The sequence below is a fragment of the Brevibacterium daeguense genome (assembly GCF_021729135.1).
Lineage (GTDB): Bacteria > Actinomycetota > Actinomycetes > Actinomycetales > Brevibacteriaceae > Brevibacterium > Brevibacterium daeguense.
In genome coordinates this window covers 1-15,049 of sequence record NZ_JAJTWW010000027.1, presented here as the reverse complement: position 1 = coordinate 15,049, position 15,049 = coordinate 1, and the positions used below count along the sequence as shown (strand labels likewise).

11 protein-coding genes, 1 tRNA gene and 1 pseudogene are annotated in these 15,049 nt (G+C 68.3%); 11 read left to right on the top strand and 2 right to left on the bottom strand.

Annotation, left to right across the window (positions count from 1 at the left end; translation table 11 throughout):
• Window positions 1-67: 67 nt before the first annotated feature.
• Window positions 68-760, bottom strand: a complete 693-nt coding sequence (locus LXN01_RS15415; protein ID WP_236866628.1) for a rhomboid family intramembrane serine protease — start codon at window positions 758-760, stop codon at window positions 68-70.
• Window positions 761-860: 100 nt separating this feature from the next.
• On the opposite strand from LXN01_RS15415, the gene mfd reads away from it, so the two are divergent.
• From mfd to LXN01_RS15365, 11 genes and pseudogenes are all read left to right on the top strand, one after another.
• Entirely contained in the window at window positions 861-4,472 is a 3,612-nt protein-coding gene (gene mfd, locus LXN01_RS15410) for a transcription-repair coupling factor (RefSeq protein WP_236866626.1), read from the top strand.
• 18 nt (window positions 4,473-4,490) lie between these two features.
• A complete protein-coding gene (locus LXN01_RS15405) occupies window positions 4,491-5,591 on the top strand; it encodes a MazG nucleotide pyrophosphohydrolase domain-containing protein (protein WP_236866624.1) in 1,101 nt (366 codons plus the stop codon).
• Window positions 5,592-5,785: 194 nt separating this feature from the next.
• Window positions 5,786-7,066 (top strand): phosphopyruvate hydratase, encoded by a 1,281-nt coding sequence (gene eno / locus LXN01_RS15400; protein WP_236866623.1) that lies wholly within the window; start codon window positions 5,786-5,788, stop codon window positions 7,064-7,066.
• 102 nt (window positions 7,067-7,168) lie between these two features.
• Entirely contained in the window at window positions 7,169-7,702 is a 534-nt protein-coding gene (locus LXN01_RS15395) for an FtsB family cell division protein (RefSeq protein WP_236866621.1), read from the top strand.
• On the top strand, window positions 7,699-8,196 hold the full coding sequence (locus LXN01_RS15390; protein WP_236866619.1) for a DUF501 domain-containing protein: 498 nt from the start codon (window positions 7,699-7,701) through the stop codon (window positions 8,194-8,196). The genes LXN01_RS15395 and LXN01_RS15390 overlap by 4 nt, the downstream gene beginning before the upstream one ends.
• A gap of 30 nt (window positions 8,197-8,226) precedes the next feature.
• Window positions 8,227-9,189, top strand: a complete 963-nt coding sequence (locus LXN01_RS15385) for a Ppx/GppA phosphatase family protein (RefSeq protein WP_236866617.1) — start codon at window positions 8,227-8,229, stop codon at window positions 9,187-9,189.
• 59 nt (window positions 9,190-9,248) lie between these two features.
• Window positions 9,249-10,607, top strand: coding sequence for a S8 family peptidase (locus LXN01_RS15380; protein WP_236866615.1), 1,359 nt, complete (start codon window positions 9,249-9,251; stop codon window positions 10,605-10,607).
• A gap of 93 nt (window positions 10,608-10,700) precedes the next feature.
• Window positions 10,701-12,086 carry an NAD(P)/FAD-dependent oxidoreductase gene (locus tag LXN01_RS15375; RefSeq protein WP_236866613.1) on the top strand — a complete coding sequence of 462 codons (1,386 nt, stop codon included), beginning with the start codon at window positions 10,701-10,703 and terminating at the stop codon, window positions 12,084-12,086.
• A gap of 140 nt (window positions 12,087-12,226) precedes the next feature.
• A tRNA-Leu gene (locus LXN01_RS15370) sits at window positions 12,227-12,303 on the top strand.
• A 247-nt stretch (window positions 12,304-12,550) separates the two neighbouring features.
• Window positions 12,551-12,601 (top strand): annotated as a pseudogene (locus LXN01_RS16485) (hypothetical protein); the annotation flags it as partial.
• A gap of 221 nt (window positions 12,602-12,822) precedes the next feature.
• Complete coding sequence (locus LXN01_RS15365; RefSeq protein WP_336885286.1) at window positions 12,823-13,344, top strand: DedA family protein; 522 nt, start codon at window positions 12,823-12,825, stop codon at window positions 13,342-13,344.
• A 110-nt stretch (window positions 13,345-13,454) separates the two neighbouring features.
• Here the strand turns inward: LXN01_RS15365 and LXN01_RS15360 are convergent.
• Window positions 13,455-15,049, bottom strand: a 1,595-nt coding sequence (locus tag LXN01_RS15360) for a CYTH and CHAD domain-containing protein (protein ID WP_236866609.1), incomplete at its 5' end; no start/stop codon positions are given.

Here is a 15,049-nt window from a genome sequence, read left to right as displayed (position 1 = left end):
AGAGCGAGCCGAGAAGCGGGCCGACGGAAGGCCCCAGAGGAAGAGCGGCCGCAGAGGAAGAGCAGCCTCAGAGACCGAGGTCGCGCAGACCGTACGGATCGTCCCGGTGCACGCGGGCCTGTCTTGCCTCGAGCGCACGGCGGTTGTCGCCGCGGGCCAGCAGCCACGCCGCGATGGCTCCGCCCACAGCACCGAACAGATGCCCCTGCCAGGAGATGCCCGGGTAGAGCGGCAGCACGCCGATGAGCATCGATCCGCCGAAGGTCAGCACCACGAAGACGGCGACGACCGCGTATCCGATCCGGTGGGCCATCGACTTCACGAACACTGCCCGCCCTGCCAGATAGCCGAAGTAGCCGAAGACCAGTCCCGAGGCGCCCACGGTGACGGTGCCGGGGAAGTTGACGACCCACGTGCCGATTCCGCCGACCGCCGCGATGATCGCCGTGACCACCCAGAACCTGCGCGCGCCGTCTGCGGCCACGAGCAGCCCGAGGATGAGGAATGGCACGGTGTTGGCCAGCAGGTGCCCCCATCCGGAATGCAGCACCGGAGAGGTCGCCAGTCCGAACAGGCTGGTGATGTCCCAGGCGCGGATCCCGTAGGTGTTGAACGTGCCCGGCAGCACGAAGTCAGCTGCTCGGACGACCCACATGAGGGCGAGCAGTGCGACGGGATGGAGGAAGCGCGTCAGGGAGCGCCCCAGCTCTCCGGTCAGCGACGGTTCGGGTGACGGCGAGGGCTGTCGGCTCAGGCTCATGCACCCAGTGTCTCAGAGCTGCCTGAGTCCGCGGTCCGAGATCGGGCCGGAGTGCCGGGCCGATCCGCACGGGTCCTGATCCGGTGAGTACACTTGTTGCGTGTCTTTGACCGGAATCTCCACCACACTCGATTCGCATTCGGCTTACTCCGAGGCCGCCGCCGCCCTGGCCGACCCGACCGCCGGCCAGGGCTCCGTCAATGCCGTCAAGGGGCTGTGGCCACTCCTCATCGCCGGCGCGGCCCGATCAGCCACTGTGCTCGCCGTGACCGCCACCGGGCGCGAGGCCGACGAACTGGCGGATGCGCTCGGAGATCATCTCCCCTCCGACCGGGTGGAGGTCTTCCCGAGCTGGGAGACCCTGCCGCACGAGAAGCTCTCACCGCGCTCCGACACCGTCGGCCGCCGGCTCTCCGTGCTGCGCAAGATCGCCCATCCGGAGCCCGGCGCAGAGCTGTCCGTCGTGGTCGCTCCGGTGCGCGCGCTGCTGCAGCCGCTGGTCAAGGGCCTGGGTGATCTCGAGCCGGTGGCCCTGTCGACCGGTGACACCGCCGAGCTGACGGAGCTCGCCGAGCGCCTGTCGGCCCTCTCGTACTCGCGGGTGGACATGGTGTCCCGTCGCGGCGAGTACGCCGTGCGCGGCGGCATCCTCGACATCTTCCCGCCCACCGACGACCACGCGTTGCGCATCGAGTTCTTCGGGGACGAGGTCGACGAGATCCGGCCCTTCTCCGTCGCCGACCAGCGCTCGACCCCCACCGCCGACGGCGCCGAGTTCCGACTCTGGGCGCCGCCGTGCCGGGAGGTGCTGCTGACGCCGCAGGTGCGGGAGCGGGCGCGCGGACTCGCCGACACCCTGCCCGCCGCCCGCGACATGCTCGAGCGGATCGCCGACGGCACGGCGGTGGAGGGCATGGAATCGCTGGCGCCGGTGCTCGCCGACGGCATGGAGCCGCTCATCGCCTGCCTGCCGCAGGACAGCCGCATCATCGTCACCGCACCGCAGAAGGTCTCCGCCCGCGCCGAGGACCTGGTGGCCACCACCGAGGAGTTCCTCGCCGCCGCCTGGACGGGCGCCTCGGACGGGGGCGAAGCGCCCATCGACCTGTCGGCCGCGAGCTTCCGCACCCTTCAGGAGACTCGGGAGGGGGCGGCGGTGATCGGCCTGCCGTGGTGGGAGCTCGGCGGCTTCGCAGTCGATGCGGAGCTCGTCGAGGAGCCCGAGGCGGTCCACGACATCGATGCGCGCGAACCCCGAGGCTACTCCGGGGATGTCGAGGCGATCCTCGGAGATGTCCGGAAGCTCACCCACGATTCGTGGACGGTCTACGTCCTCACCGAGGGCAAGGGACCCGGCACGCGCCTCGTCGAGGTCTTCACCGAGGCCGAGGTGCCCGCCTCCTTCACCGACGACCTCGCCGCACCCGGCAAGGCGGGGACGGTGACGGTGACGACGGCGGCGGCCTACGGCGGATTCGTCGTCGAGTCGCTCAGACTCGCCGTGCTGACCGAGGCCGACGTGCTCGGCCGAGCCGCGGCCACCTCGACCCGCGACATGCGCCGCCTGCCATCGCGCCGGAAACGCAACCAGGTCGACCCGCTCGACCTCAAGCCCGGCGATTTCGTCGTCCACGAGCAGCACGGGGTGGGGCGCTTCGTCGAGCTCGTGCAGCGGACCGCCGGCCGGGGCGCCAACGCCCACACCCGCGAATACCTGGTGATCGAGTACGCGCCGTCGAAGCGCGGGCAGCCCGGCGACCGCCTCTACGTGCCCTCGGACTCCCTCGACCAGGTGACCCGGTATGTGGGAGGCGAGAACCCGAGCGTCAACAAGATGGGCGGCTCCGACTGGGCGAAGACGAAGGCCAAGGCGCGCAAGGCGGTCAAGGAGATCGCCGGCGAGCTGATCCGCCTGTACTCCGCCCGGCGGGCCACCAGGGGCCACCAGTTCTCCCCGGACACGCCGTGGCAGCGCGAGCTCGAGGACGCCTTCCACTACATCGAGACACCCGACCAGCTCACGACCATCGACGAGGTCAAGGCCGACATGGAGAAGGAGATCCCGATGGATCGCCTGATCTGCGGCGACGTGGGCTACGGCAAGACCGAGGTCGCGGTGCGCGCGGCGTTCAAGGCGATCCAGGACGGCAAGCAGGTCGCCGTGCTCGTGCCCACGACGCTCCTCGTCCAGCAGCACTACGAGACGTTCTCCGAGCGGTATTCGGGATTCCCGGTCACCGTCGCCGGACTGTCGCGCTTCCAGACCGCGGCGCAGAGCCAGCAGGTGAAGGAGGATCTGGCCGCCGGCAAGCTCGATCTCGTCATCGGCACCCACCGGCTGCTCAGCGGGGAGGTCCGGTTCAAGGACCTCGGACTGGTCATCATCGACGAGGAACAGCGGTTCGGCGTCGAGCACAAGGAGACGCTCAAGGCGCTGCGCACCAACGTCGACGTGCTCGCGATGTCCGCCACCCCGATCCCGCGCACCCTGGAGATGGCCGTCACCGGTATCCGTGAGATGTCGACCCTGGCGACGCCTCCGGAGGAGCGCCATCCCGTGCTGACCTATGTCGGCAAGCACGAGGACAAGCAGGTCGCCGCCGCGATCCGGCGCGAGCTGCTGCGTGAGGGGCAGGTGTTCTACATCCACAACAAGGTGCAGGACATCGAGCGGGTGGCCGCTCACATCTCCGAGCTCGTGCCCGACGCGCGGATCGCTGTCGCCCACGGCAAGATGGGCGAGCAGCGCCTCGAGCAGGTCATCGTCGACTTCTGGGAGAAGAAGTTCGACGTGCTCGTGTGCACCACGATCGTGGAGACCGGCATCGACATCTCGAATGCCAACACCCTGATCATCGACCGCGCGGACCGGATGGGCCTGTCGCAGCTGCACCAGCTGCGCGGTCGCGTGGGTCGCAGCCGTGAGCGCGCCTATGCCTACTTCCTGTACCCGCCGGAGACCCAGCTGACGGAGACCGCGCACGAGAGGCTGCAGACGGTCGCCTCGCACACCGAGCTCGGCGCCGGCATGCAGGTGGCGATGAAGGACCTGGAGATCCGCGGCGCCGGCAACCTGCTCGGCGGTCAGCAGTCGGGGCACATCGAGGGCGTCGGCTTCGACCTCTACGTCCGGCTCGTCGGCGAGGCGGTCGCGAACTTCAAGGGCGAGGGCGCCGAGGAGGAGCCCGAGATGCGCATCGAGCTGCCGATCGACGCGCACCTGCCCACCGACTACGTCGAGCACGAACGGCTGCGGCTGGAGGCCTATCGCAAGCTGGCGGCCGCCGCGCGCGAGGAGGACGTCGCCGAGGTGCTCGCCGAGCTCACCGACCGCTACGGGCCGTACCCGCCGGCTGTCGACACGCTGGCCGACGTCGCGCGGCTGCGGATCCGGGCACGAGCGTCCGGCATCTCCGAGATCGTCACCCAGGGCAACTTCATCCGCTTCGGTCCGGTCGAACCGCTCGACTCGCAGATCGTCCGCCTCAAGCGGCTGCACCCCAAGGCGCTGATCAAGCCGGCGCTGCGCTCGGTGCTCGTGCCCAAGCCGCAGGCCGGCACCGGGTTCGACAAGCAGGACCTCACCGATTCGGCGCTGCTGCAGTGGGTCACCGAATTCCTCGACGCGATCTTCCCGGCGCCCAAGCCGGAGGAGAAGGACGCCGAGGCGCCCGCCGGGAAGGCGCCGGTCGGCGCCGAGTCCGCCTCGTGAGCCGCGAGGAGCACCGAGGTGGGTGAGGAGCGGCGCGGAATCGAGGCGAGCCGTCAGGGGCGGGGATGCCCTGACGGCTCGCCGAAGCCGGGCGCGGCGCAGATGGCAGGACCACCACCGGCACGGTCGCAGTCGAGCCCGGCGCAGGCGTGGGAGCGTCCGGATGTTGCCTCTCTCGACATCACCGAGGTGATGGCCTACATCCGTGCCCGTTGCCCCTGGGCTGCCGCGCACACCCATACGAGCCTGCAGAAGTATCTGCTGGAGGAGACGTATGAGCTGCTCGCCGCGTTGGACGCTCATGACCGAGCTCCCGGCAGCAAGACGCGCCAGGAGGTGGTGGGGGAGCTCGGTGATGTGCTCTACCAGGTGCTGTTCCACGCCGCGCTGCTCGATTCGGCGGCTGGCGCGGCAGACGTGGGCGACGGGGTAGGCGCGGCTGCGGCAGCGACGGCCGGCGGCGCGGTAGAGACGGGTGGCGCGGTTGGCGCGGCTGCGGAAGAGGGCACAGGGGAGGAGAGCACCGGTGAGCCACGGCTGCGCGCCGATCCCTGTCCGGCCGAGGCATTCACCGCGGTCGTCGAACGCCTCAAGGCCAAGCTCGTTCGCCGCCATCCGCACGTCTTCGACTCGGACGGCCCAGTGGACATCGAGGAGGTCGAGCGGCGCTACGAGGCGGTGAAGGTCGCGGAACGTCAGGCAGCCGTCCCGGGCGCTGCCGGAGCGCCCGTCGCTGCCGGAGCGGCAGACACTGCCGAAGCGACAGACGCTGCCGATCCTGCCCGCTCGTCCGCCACTGCTCGCGCAGCTCAGGCGCGCGCGTCATTCGAATCCGTTCCCGCCTCCATGCCCGCCCTGACCCGAGCCCAATCCGTGCTCGGCAGGATCGAGCGCCTCGAGCTCCCCGTGCCGGCCGCGGTCGCGGGCGAACACGAGGACGCCGGTGAGGAGCGGGAATCGGCGGAGGCGATCGGCGAAGAGCTGTTCTCGCTGGTCACTCGCGCGCACCGCCTCGGCGTCGACGCGGAATCTGCGCTGCGTCAGGCGACGGCGCGGGCAGAGGATCGCGTCATCCGGCAGGCCCGGTTCGCCCGCTGCGACGAACAGGGTGATAGCTGAAGGGAACTGCGGGCGCCGGCTGCAGCGGGCAGGATCTCAGCTGAGGTCAACCCAGGGGACCAGTGCCAACGGGACCGGTTGGGCCGATCGTCTCATCCGAGCCAGTTGGTCGGGCGGCGTCTGCGGCCTGCACTAAGGTGTCTGGCAGGTGGATGATTCCGCCGAAGTCTGAAGGCGACAGTAGGAGAAGCAGCATGGCAGAAATCATCGCAGCCAATGCCAGAGAAATTCTTGATTCCCGCGGCAACCCCACCGTCGAGGTGGAAGTCCTGCTCGAGGACGGCTCGGTCGGCCGTGCCGGTGTTCCCTCCGGCGCCTCGACCGGAGAGTTCGAAGCCGTGGAGCTGCGCGACGGGGATCCGGAGCGCTACCTGGGCAAGGGCGTGCAGAACGCCGTCGAAGTCGTGCTCGACGAGATCAACGACGCGATCGCCGGCATCGAAGCCGACGACCAGCGCCTCGTCGACCAGGTGATGATCGACCTGGACGGAACGGAGAACAAGTCACGGCTCGGCGCCAACGCGATCCTCGGCGCCTCCCTGGCCGTTGCCCGCGCGGCTGCGATGTCCGCGGACCTGCCGCTGTACCGGTACCTCGGCGGCCCGAACGGCCATGTCACCCCGGTGCCGATGATGAACATCCTCAACGGCGGCTCCCACGCCGACTCCAACGTCGATATCCAGGAATTCATGATCGCGCCGATCGGAGCCGCCAGCTTCCGGGAGGCGCTGCAGTGGGGCACCGAGGTGTACCACGCACTCAAGGCAGTGCTCAAGGGCCGAAAGCTGTCGACCGGGCTCGGCGACGAGGGCGGGTTCGCCCCGGACCTCGGCTCCAATTCGGAGGCGCTCGACCTCATCATCGAGGCCATCGAATCGGCCGGCCGCCGGCCCGGCAAGGACATCGCGCTGGCGCTGGACGTCGCCTCGAGCGAGTTCTTCTCCGAAGGCTCCTACTCCTTCGAGGGCGGCGCCAAGAGCTCCGCGGAGCTCACCGCGTACTATGCAGACCTCGTCGCCAAGTACCCGCTGGTGTCGATCGAGGATCCCCTGGACGAGAATGATTGGGACGGGTGGATCGAGCTCACCTCGCAGCTCGGGGATCGCGTGCAGATCGTCGGCGACGACCTGTTCGTCACCAACCCGGAGCGGCTGCGCCGCGGGATCGACACCGGTGCCGCGAACTCGCTGCTGGTCAAGGTCAATCAGATCGGCTCGCTCACGGAGACGTTCGACGCTATCCGGCTGGCTCAGACGCATCAGTACACCACGATGATCTCCCATCGCTCGGGAGAGACCGAGGACACCACCATCGCTGATCTGTCGGTCGCCTCGAATGCCGGACAGATCAAGACCGGCGCACCGGCCCGCTCCGAGCGCGTGGCGAAGTACAACCAGCTGCTCCGCATCGAGGAGCAGCTCGGCGACGCCGCGCGCTACGCGGGGAGGTCGGCGTTCCCGCGCTTCCACGCGTAAGGAGTGACGAACACACCCGCGGACAATCCGCCCGGGGGAGGGGAAGGCGGGGCACACTGAAGATGTCGCGTCGTCCCTTCCCCTATGCGCGTTCGAGGTGTCATGAGCAGCAATCGCAGACGAGCCGGTTCGCGGCCGGCTTCGGCTGCACCTGCTCGCGGTCGGAAGGCCACCGTACGCAGCTCACGCTCCGCCGCGGCCGTGGCAGCGGAGGATCCGCTTGCCCTCGATGACACCGCGGCAGGCCGCAAGCTGTCGGCCAGGTCCATCATCCTCATGACGCTCGTCGTTCTGCTGGTCGCGATGTTCGTCCCGAGCATCAACACCGGGATCCGGCAGATCCAGCAGATCACCGCCCTGGAGAGGGACATCGAGCAGACCCGAAACGAGGTCGAGCAGCTGCAGGACAAGCAGCAGCAGCTGGAGGACCCCGAGTACATCGAACGGGTTGCGCGCCAGGAGCAGCACTACGTCCGCCCCGGCGAGAATGCGTATATCGTCGTCGATGACATCGAGGACGACGCTTCGGCGAGCGCACAGGACAAGGTCGAGCGACCGATGCGCGAGCAGCCGTGGTACATCGAGCTGCTCGACTCGCTGAAGTCGGTCGGCTACGCGACGAAGGACAGCCCATGATCACCCCGTGCACCACCGACGACAACGAGACGATCCGCCGGCAGCTCGGACGGGTCCCGAGAGGTGTCATCGGCGTCGCCGCCCGCACCGCCGGCGGAGAGCCGGTCGTCGTCGCGACGGCTCCGCGCCTGGAGGACGGCACACCCTTCCCCACCACCTACTACCTCACTCATCCCGAGTACGTCGCCGAGTGCTCGCGGCTGGAAGCCGCCGGAGTGATGGCCGAGCTGACCGCTGAGCTCGGGGAGGATCCGGAGCTGGCGGCCGCGTACCAGCGGGCACACGAGGCCTACCTCGCGGATCGGAAGAAGCTCGGCGCAGACGTCGGCATCGACGAGGTCGCGGAGATCGAGGACTTCTCCGCCGGCGGGATGCCCACCCGCGTCAAGTGCCTCCATGCCCTGGTGGGCCACACCCTGGCAGCCGGCCGGGGTGTGAATCCCATCGGGGACCGGGCGCTCGATCTCATGACCGGAGTGCCAGCCGCGGAATGAGGTCCGGATTCGGTGCCTTAAAGTGAAGACATGACTCGTGTAGCTGCCTTCGACTGCGGAACGAACTCCCTGCGACTCCTCATCGCCGATATCCAGGACGGGGTCGTCGAGGACGTGGTTCGTGAGACTCGGATCGTGCGCCTCGGGCAGGGCGTCGACGCGACCGGCGAGTTCGCGGCGGAGGCGCTCGACCGGACCTTCGCGGTGTGCGAGGAGTTCGCCGCTCTGACGAACGAGCACCAGCCGGAGGTCACGCGCTTCGTCGCCACCTCGGCCAGCCGTGATGTGAGCAATCGGGACGTCTTCTTCGACGGAGTGCGCTCGCGCCTCGGGGTGGACGCCGAGGTCATCAGCGGTGCCGAAGAGGCCGAGCTGTCGTTCCTGGGCGCTACCGCAGGCGTTGCCGGACCCGAGACGGAGTCGCCCTACCTGGTGATGGACCTCGGCGGCGGCTCCACCGAGCTCGTGCTCGGGGATACCGCAGTCGACCAGGTCGTCAGCATGGACATCGGCAGCGTCCGCATCACGGAGCGGCACCTGCCCTCCGATCCGCCGTCGAGCGCAGAGGCCGACGCCGCCATCGCCGACATCGATTCCGCATTCGACTCGGCTCTGCAGTCCGTGGACGTGCAGCGTGCCCGCACCCTCGTCGGCGTGGCCGGCACGATCACCACGATCAGCGCGGCCGTGCTGGATCTGCCCGCGTACCAGCGCGAGGCCATCCACGGCGCCGAGCTTCAGCTGGATGAGCTTCGTCAGACTTCGCACCGGCTGCTGGGAATGTCGCGTGCGGAGCGCAGGGAGCTGCCCTACATGCATCCGGGACGCGCCGATGTGATCGGTGCCGGTGGGCTCATCTTCTCGCACATCGTCGAACGCGTCGATGAGCTCGTGACGCAGGACGGCGGACGGCTGCGCATCATGACGAGCGAAACCGACATCCTCGACGGGATCGCCTTGCGCCTGGTGGCACCCCAGGGAGGCACCGTCTGAAGCCGTCGGCACCTCTGCGGAGATTCCTGTCCGCTGCCTGCGCGCTCTCCCTGCTGCCGGTGGCTCCTGCGGCCCAGGCAGCCGCGGCTCCCGGGGCGGCGTCTGCCTGGGCCGCCCCAACGCCTGCTGCGACCGCCCCAGCGCCTGCTGGGACACCGCCTGCCCGGGAGGCCCCGGCACCCGGCCCAGCAGATTCCACCGCACCTGAGCCCGGTCCTGGCCAGTGGTTCATCGAGGACTACGGGATCGATGAGCTCTGGCCGCAGACCACCGGCGAAGGTGTCACCGTCGCCGTCATCGACTCCGGCGTCGAGGACGACCACGAGAACCTCAGCGACAGGGTGGCGGGGGCGCGCGACTTCAGCCAGTCGGGCACTGACGGCAAGACCCCGATCGGGCCCACGGAGACCATTCATCACGGCACCGCTGTCGCCGGAGTGATCGCGGGCAGCGGGGAGGGTGCGGGACCCGTGGGGGTGGCGCCGGACGCGGCGATCCTGTCGGCGTCGATGTGGCTGGGAACGGGACTGCCGGACGGTGCGCCCTCATCCCGCGAGCAGGCGGCGGAGGCCATCCGCTGGGCGGCCGACAACGGCGCCGACGTCATCAACATGTCCCTGGGCTGGGACGACCCCAGCTGGCCGGAAGCGTGGGACGAGGCCTTCGCGTACGCCTACAGCAAGGATGCGGTCATCGTCGCCTGCGTCGGCAACAGCTCGCAGGGCGCCGACCAGGCGTGGTCGCCCTCGACAGTGCCCGGTGTCGTCGGAGTCGGCGGCCTGGCCGAGGACGGCGGCGTGCGCACGGAATCGACCGCACCGGGCATCGCCGTCGACCTGATGGGGCCTGCGGAGAACATTCCCGTGCCGTTCCACACCGGAGGGTATGCCCAGGCGCAGGGGTGCTCGTTCGCGGCACCCGTCGTCTCCGGGATCGTCGCCCTGCTGCGCAGCGCCCAGCCGGAGCTCACCGCAGACGAGGTGGTCGCCAAGCTGCACTCGACCGCCACCGAGGTTCCCGGCCACGACGGCCGCAGCTCTCCCGGGAAACCGGATCCGATCGTCGGATGGGGAAGGGTCCAACCGGGCGAGGCTCTTCGGGCCGAGGTGCCCGCCGACGTCCCCAGCGCCTCCGCGGCGCTGTCCCAGTGGGTCGACATGCATCGGCGGGCCGACGTCGAGGACCCGGAAGGCGCCTCGGACGCGGAGACCTCGCAGGCGGCGCTCACCGAGGAGTCGAAGCCGGGTGCCGCCGTTGACCGGACGTCCGTCGATCCGACCGGTCCGATCGTCCTGGCCGGCGGAGGAGCCGCCGCTGCGCTGCTGGTCGTCCTCGGCCTGCGATCAGCGCGCCGGACGGCCGTGCAGCAGCGTCGATCTGCCGCTCAGGAGCAGGGCGACTCTGCCGGTCAGGAGTAGGGCGACTCTGCCGGTCATGAGCAGGGCGACGCAGGCATCGAGGGCCCCTGAGCCGTGGTAGTGAAAGTTTTCACAAAGCGATAGCATGAGGCCATGGCTTTGATCAGAAACAGCAAACTGCGTCCTCGTATCCTCGTTGTCGGTGGCGGGACACTCGGTCTTCTCACGGCTCAGAACCTGCTCAAGAATCTGGGTCGGGGAGAGGCCACGGTCACCGTCGTCGATCCCAACCCCTACATGACCTACCTGCCGTTCCTGCCCGAGGTGGCCGGCGGAAACATCGAACCGCGCCACGCGGTCGTGCCGTTGCGTCGCAACCTCAAGGGCGCCGAAGTCATCACCGGTGCAGTTCGCAGCATCAACCATGCCGACAAGTTCGTCGTGGTCGAGCCGGACGGTGGCGAGCCCTTCGAGCTCGACTATGACCAGATCGTGCTGGCCGCCGGCTCCGTGACCCGGACCCTTCCGATCCCCGGCCTGGCGGAAGAGGCCATCGGCGTCAAGCGCATCGAAGAGGCGGTCGCCCTTCGCGACCACATCCTCAACCGGATCTCCGAAGCCTCCCTCATGGAGGACGACGACGAGCGCCGCCGCGCGCTGACCTTTGTGCTCGTGGGCGGCGGGTTCGCCGGCATCGAGGTGATTGCGGAGCTCGAGGACATGACTCGCGCTGCGGTCGCCCAGTACGAGACCCTCACCGACGCGGATGTCCGCTTCGTCCTCGTCGAGGGCATGGCGCGGGTCATGCCCGAGGTCAGCGAGCCGCAGGCCCGCTGGGTCGTCGATCACCTGCGCGAGCGCGGAATCGATGTGTACCTGGAGACCTTCCTCAGCGACTGCACCGACAAGCACGTCAAGCTGTCCAACGGTGAGGAGTTCGACGCCGACACCATCATCTGGACGGCCGGCGTCAAGGCCAACCCGGTCCTGGTCGACTCGGACCTGCCGATCGACGACCGCGGACGCGTGACCGTGCGCGCCGACCTGCGCGTCGAGGGCGAGGACGGTGTCGTCGAGGGCGCCTGGGCCGCCGGTGACAACGCCGCTGTGCCGGATCTGTCCGGCGGGGGAGTGGGCGGCTTCTGTGTGCCCAACGCCCAGCATGCCGTGCGTCAGGCTCCCGTGCTGGCCGAGAACCTGCTGGCCGCGCTGCGTGGCCAATCCGAGTTCAAGCAGTACTTCCACAAGACCATCGGCACCGTCGCTGGCCTGGGCCCGTTCAAGGGCGTGTCGCAGGTCGGCGACTTCGAGACCCGCGGTCCGATCGCCTGGCTGATGCACCGCGCGTACCACGGCTACGCGATCCCGACGTTCGACCGCAAGGCGCGCGTGTTCAGCAACTGGATCCTCAGCTTCGTGCTCGGTCGCGACGTGATGCCGCTGAAGGACCTGGACGTGCCGCGCAAGGCCTTCGTGGATGCCGCCAATTCGAAGCCGGCTCCGAAGAAGGAGATGAAGAAGGAACCCGCCAGCGTCTGATCCCGGGAAGACACCTCGTCTGACGAGCCGCCGCTGCGGCCGGCGCTGAGACGCATCCTGACCACCCCGCCTCCGGTTTCTCGGAGGCGGGGTGGCGTCGTCGTGCACGATGAGGTGCTGTGTAGGCTGGGTTCAGTGACGCCCCCATAGCCCAACCGGCAGAGGCAGTCGACTTAAAATCGATTCAGTGTGGGTTCGAATCCCACTGGGGGCACCAGGCACCTCGGCGGGCTCACCCTGCGTAGAAGGGCTCATCCGTACGCCCGAGGGGCTCACCCCCAAGTCTTGAGGGCAGATCCGGGACGTCCCCAGGGCAGTTCCGACAGAATCGTCCTTCTGCACCTGGTCGTGATCTGACCGAGCGGTCCAAATTTTCACCTTTGCGGTCAGAATCTCATCCGCATTCCCCTACTTCACTGAGTCGGCCCGACGGTCCCGGATCATCAGCTGCGCCGCCGGCTGAGGTGGGATGCGCTGGCGCCTCGCTTGCGAAGATCGCCCGCCGTGCTGGAGTGAGCAAGGGGGTAGTTCTCTACTACTTCTCCGGCAAGGACGATCTGCTGTGGCGAGCGTCGGCCTGCTGGTGGCCATGCTCGTCCTCGGCAACGAGGGTGCCAAGCTCTACGGCCGGCGGACCGGAATGCAGAGTGCCGCCGCGTAGGAGCCGCCCGTGGAGAGCAGAGGCCTGAACTAAACTGAGGGGCAGCGCGTTGAGGAGCGCGCAGGAGAGGACGACATCAATCCGTCGAACTGGGGCCTGCCCTTCGCCGCAGTCTGGGCAGCCCTGTACTGCATCGTCCTGCTGAGGGCGGGTGGAACCTACGCTGTGGGCCGGTTGGTGCGTGGCGGGATGACCCGATTCAGCGGTGTGCGCAGGACTCTTGAGTCCGATCGGTACCGGAGGGCGGAGGAGGGGCTCAACCGCTGGGGACCTCCGATTGTGGCCCTGAGCTTCCTCACGATCGGGCTGCAGACCCTGATGAATCTTGCGGCGGGTACTACGCGGATGCCGCTGATCCGCTATCTGCCGGCGCTCGCGATCGGCGGGGCTGCATGGGCGACCATCTACTCGACTGTCGGGTTCATCGGATTCGAGGCCCTAGCGTTCGCCTATTCGCGCGCCCCGGTCCTGACCGTGGCGCTCGTGATCGCATTCCTCGGGCTGCTGGGGGCGATGGTCTTCGTCAGGCGACGTCCCAAGGACCCGAGCGACTCCGATGCCGAGGCGCCGGGGGACAGCCCGCGAATCGCAGAGTAGCGTGGGCCGCCGCGAGGAGTGGGGCAGCTGCCGCGAGGAGTGGGGGAGCTGCCGAGGCGTTCCTCGGCGTGCCGCTTGATCGCCCTTCGCCGAGGCGCCCAATCAGTTCGCTACTCTTCGCCGAGGCGCTGGACGAGTTTGGTGAACTTCTTCTCCGCCTTCGCGCGCAGCGGGAACTCGGCGGCGAACAGAACCCCGTAGCCGAACGAATTGCCGCCGGATTTCTCTTCCTGCCGAGCACTGGCGAGAACGTGTTCGCCGAACATGATCGAGTCACGATGTTCGCCGAGCACACCCTGCAGTCTCTTGGCGACCTTCATCTTGGAATCGGTCGCTGCGTCGAATTCCATGAGTCCGGAATCGGAGACCGCCGAGATCGCATAGCGCAGGCGCTTGGCGTCCTTGCGGACCTCGTGCATGAGTTCCACCTGTTCGATCGGGTCGGGCTCCGATTCAACGGCGCGGGCCATCGCGAGGACGCTGGCAAGCTGATCATCGACCAGGGGATTCAGAAGGGAAGCGGGATCAGACTTCTGCTTCGAGGTCAGTTCGGGGTCGAGCGGCAGATTCTCGATGAATCCATCCAGGAGATCGAGCAGGCCGAAGTACCAGTTGCCGCTGAGCTCCTTGCGCACGCGCTTGTGTGCCTTCCGGTAGTCGTCGTCGAAAGACCTGATGAGGTGTTTGACGATCTTGGGCGAGACAACAGTCCCGACCGTTCCCGCCGGGAGTGCTGCCACCTTCTCATCGACCATGTCGCGCACGACCTCGGAGTCGCGGGCGTCGGCCAGGATGCGTCCCAGCGTTTTGAGCTCCCGATTGAGCTCTTTGGCTTCCTTCTCCGAGAACAGCGGTCGGTACGTCTGGATGATCGAGCGCAGCGCGCGAGCGCTCACCCGCATCTGGTGCACCGAGTCGTAGGCGTCGATGCGCACCAAGGGGTCCCATGCCTTCAGACGTTCGACCTGCGAGGACAGGGCTGCTCGCAGCACTGCCGTAGTGTCATCCTCCCCCTGGGAATCCGGGATGGGAGCCGGGCGATCGTCGACGACGTCGGCCGGGGCAGGCGCGGAGGTGGCGCCGGCCTCCTGCAGCACCTTGGCCACCGAATCGAGGAAAACATCGGCTTGCTTCTCCGGGCCGAATTCAGCCTTGAGCGCCACTGTCCACTCGCGCCGATGGTGAACACGGCCCTGCGTGCGGGTCCCGACTGCCATTGCAGCGACCTGGTCGTCTCCGATTTCCGCGATCACGTTGCCGGAAGAGTCGATGAGCTCGACTGCGGCGTGAAGGATGTTCTGTCGTGCCACGGGCAGCACCTGAGATCCTCGCAGGTGCGCCTGGATGAGATCGAGCAGTGAGCCGGGAACCGAGATCTGCGCGGGGTTGGCGTCCTGCCCCTCGGCTGCCTTGCGGTCCGACTTGGTGAGCTCCTCCGTGGCGCTCATCTCACCCTCTGCGGTCTCGAGGGTGACCAGCCAGCCGGGGGACGGCCCACCTGTGGTCCTGCGCAGGAGGATGCCGTGACTGGAGAGGGCACGATCCGCGGTGTCGAAATCCACGGTCTCGACCGCCACCGGAGGGCGGTACTGCACTCGGCTCACATCCGGCAGACCGGTCAGCCGCGGCAGCGGTGACTGGTCAGCGATCTCAAAGGCTCTGCTCTGCACGTTCGTCGTCGGCTCCACAGTGCCATTATCTCGTT

Excerpts from the sequence above, each read along its gene's own strand:
- LXN01_RS15390 (WP_236866619.1), top strand. The coding sequence starts at position 7,699 with ATGATCACCCCGTGCACCACCGACGACAACGAGACGATCCGCCGGCAG.
- LXN01_RS15415 (WP_236866628.1), bottom strand. The coding sequence starts at position 760 with ATGAGCCTGAGCCGACAGCCCTCGCCGTCACCCGAACCGTCGCTGACC.
- LXN01_RS15385 (WP_236866617.1), top strand. The coding sequence starts at position 8,227 with ATGACTCGTGTAGCTGCCTTCGACTGCGGAACGAACTCCCTGCGACTC.
- LXN01_RS15395 (WP_236866621.1), top strand. The coding sequence starts at position 7,169 with ATGAGCAGCAATCGCAGACGAGCCGGTTCGCGGCCGGCTTCGGCTGCA.
- eno (WP_236866623.1), top strand. The coding sequence starts at position 5,786 with ATGGCAGAAATCATCGCAGCCAATGCCAGAGAAATTCTTGATTCCCGC.
- LXN01_RS15375 (WP_236866613.1), top strand. The coding sequence starts at position 10,701 with ATGGCTTTGATCAGAAACAGCAAACTGCGTCCTCGTATCCTCGTTGTC.